The 2,728-nt window shown below is 72.1% G+C and carries 4 protein-coding genes; all 4 read right to left on the bottom strand.

Features of this window, described 5'->3' with window-relative positions:
* A partial coding sequence (locus ABZ260_RS49570) for a serine hydrolase domain-containing protein (protein WP_355632524.1) occupies positions 1-436 on the bottom strand: 436 nt, incomplete at its 3' end.
* Positions 437-536: 100 nt separating this feature from the next.
* Positions 537-839 carry a hypothetical protein gene (locus tag ABZ260_RS49565; RefSeq protein WP_355632522.1) on the bottom strand — a complete coding sequence of 101 codons (303 nt, stop codon included), beginning with the start codon at positions 837-839 and terminating at the stop codon, positions 537-539.
* Positions 836-1,873, bottom strand: coding sequence for an RNA polymerase subunit sigma-70 (locus ABZ260_RS49560; RefSeq protein ID WP_355632519.1), 1,038 nt, complete (start codon positions 1,871-1,873; stop codon positions 836-838). Before ABZ260_RS49560 ends, ABZ260_RS49565 begins: the two co-directional genes overlap by 4 nt.
* Positions 1,874-1,972: 99 nt before the next feature.
* Positions 1,973-2,434, bottom strand: a complete 462-nt coding sequence (locus tag ABZ260_RS49555; RefSeq protein ID WP_355552133.1) for an RDD family protein — start codon at positions 2,432-2,434, stop codon at positions 1,973-1,975.
* Between the last annotated feature and the right edge of the window lie 294 nt (positions 2,435-2,728).

The raw sequence follows: 2,728 nt of genomic DNA, 5'->3' as shown, positions 1-2,728 counted from the left end.
TGCCCGGCTCCCACCAGGGCTTGGCATCGGCGATCGCCGCGCACATCCCGTCCCAGTCGCACAGGTCCTCGGGCGTGGTCCCGGCGGGCACGCCGGGCACGCCCGTCGAGTGGGTCAGGGCGTGCCGCACCGTCGCACGTTCCTTGCCATGGGCACCGAACTCAGGCCACAGCTCGACGATCGGCGTGTCGTAGCCGAGAACGCCCCGCTCCACGAGCACGTGCACCACGGTCGAGGTGACGCCCTTGCCGGTCGAGGCGCTGTAGAACGGCGTGTCCGGCGTGACGGGACGCCCGGTGGCCGGGTCGGCGACACCCGCGACGACGTCGACCACCAGTTCGCCGTGCCGGTACACGGCGACCTGCAGGCCCCGCTCGGTCCCGGACTCCACGAGCCTGTCGGCCGCCTCCTGGACCCGCTTCTGCATATCGTTCATGATCTTCCCTTCCGTGATCCAGCGTGTGACCGTTACGACGGCCGGAGGCGGCAAAAGGAATCGCTCCGGGGGTTGGTTCTCGAAAGTCCGAGCCCGGGACTCAGCGGCGCCCGGGCCTCCGGGAGATCGCGAGCAGGACGGCGGGTTCCCGTCCCGGATTGTGCAGGGCTCGCACCGGCAGCCCGTCCAGCCACAGCACGTCGCCGCGCCGGAAGGCCAGGCGATCACCGTCGGAGCAGACGAGCTCGATCCGTCCGCGCTCAAGCAGGACGATCGCGTCCCGCCATTCGGCTCCGGCCCGGTCCAGCGAGCCGCCGGGCTCGACGACGACCGTCCGTACCCGGAACGACGGTCCGAACCGCCCGGCCAAGGAGGGGGGTGGGTCCTCGCCGGTGCCCGTCACAGCGTCGAGGGGAGGCCGAACGCCGGGAAGATCTCGGCGCCGAAGGTGGTGATCTGGGTCACCAGCCCGCCTTCGACCCGCAGGACGCCGAGCCACGAGCCCTGGTACTCGGACTCGCCCGGACGCCTGAGGTAGGCCGCCGCGGCGGGTTGCCGGTTGGCGCGGGTGGGCAGGACGCGCCAGTCACCCCACGCCTCGGGGCCGATCATCGCCGGGCGCCACGCCTCGACGATCGCCTCCCCGCCCAGGATCCAGATCGGGGCCGGCGGCATCGTCTGCCAGGCGTCCGCGCGCAGCACCCCGGCCAGGACCTCGGGATCCGCCTGCTCGACGGCGTCCATGTAGCGTCGCAGCGCCGCGCGTTCCTCCTCGGTCGGATCCGAGGAGGGCGCCCACTCCAGGCGCTGTGCGGGCAGGTGCTCCCGCATCGTCGACCGGGCCCGCTGCAGGGCGCTCTTCACCGCCGCGACGCTCACCTCCAGCAGCGCGGCGGCCTCCTGCGCCGACCAGCCGAGCACGTCGCGCAGGATCAGCACCACCCGCTGCCGGGGAGGCAGGTGCTGGATGGCGACCAGGAACGCCAGCTCGATCGTCTCCTTGGCGACCACCTCGGCGTCCGGCTCGGCGCCGGCGGGGGCGGGCGGCTCCAGGAGCCGGTCCGGGTACGGACGCAACCAGAAGACCTCGGTCGGCGACGGTGCGGACACGCCTGGAGTGGCCAGCACCGGCGCTTCACGCGGGCGTGGGCGGCGCGGGTGACGGTCGAGGAAGTCCAGGCAGGCGTTGGTCGCGATCCGGTAGAGCCAGGCCCTGAAGGTCGAGCGCCCCTGGAAGCCCTCCCGCTTGCGCCAGGCACGCAGGAACGTCTCCTGCACCAGGTCCTCCGACTCCTCGAAGGAGCCGAGCATCCGGTAGCAGTGCACCCGCAGCTCCCGCCGGTACCTCTCGACGAGCGTGCCGAACGCCGGCTCGTCACCCGCCAGCGCGGCGGCCAGGACCGCGCTCTCCTCCGGACCCGCCTCTTCCTTGATCACAACGACATCTCTCCCATACCGCGGCCCACCCGGCGCGGGCGCCCACCGTTATGACGGCCGCCGGAGGGAAAAGGAATCGGCCGCGGGCGTGGGGACGCCTCAGAGGCGTACGGCCACGGTGTTCGCCGCGCGGTCGTGCAGGCCCCGCTGGTCGCGGTCCCAGATGAGGGCGGGCAGGGCCAGGCAGAGCAGAACGGTCCGTACCAGCACGGAGACGAACCCGGGGCGGCCGCCGCCGAGCGCGGCGACCCTGATGCCGAACAGGCGCATCCCGAAGGTCATCCCCATGGTGCCCACCAGCAGGAGGTATTCGGCGGCCAGGACCAGGATCGGGACCCAGGCCGAATGAGTGGGGTCGATCCGCAGGAGCCCCTGGGTGATGGCCCAGGTGCAGATCAGCCAGTCGACCACGATGGCGCCGAGCCTGCGGCCGAATCCGGCCACCGAGCCGCTGCCCTCCGCGGGCAGCCCGAGCCGCTCCCCCGGATAACCGAGGTCGACTCCGGCCGACCTGACGCCACCGAGCCAGGTCTGGGTCCAACGCGGCTGCTTGCTGCTCATGCCCCAACGGTAGCCGCCCCGGGTACCGCCCCCGTACTCGCCCGGACCGGCTGGCAGGACAGGGCGAAAGCCATAGATCATATGTGTCGGCATCTCAACAAGCACATTCCCCCCGGAGCCCCCGTGCCTGACAACGACGACATCGACGAGCGGTTCAAGACGCTCACGGCTCAGATCAGCGTGCGGGAACGCAAGCGGATGACCAAGATCGCCGAACAGGAGTGGGCACGGCAGCCCCGCCTCAGGCGTCGCCGCAGGCGGCGGTGGGCCGCGGTCGCGGTGGCCGTCCTGGTG

This window comes from Streptosporangium sp. NPDC006013 (genome assembly GCF_040614275.1).
In the GTDB taxonomy this organism is placed as follows: Bacteria; Actinomycetota; Actinomycetes; order Streptosporangiales; family Streptosporangiaceae; genus Streptosporangium.
The sequence above is the reverse complement of the archived record's forward strand: the minus strand, read 5'-3'. Positions and strand labels throughout refer to the sequence as shown.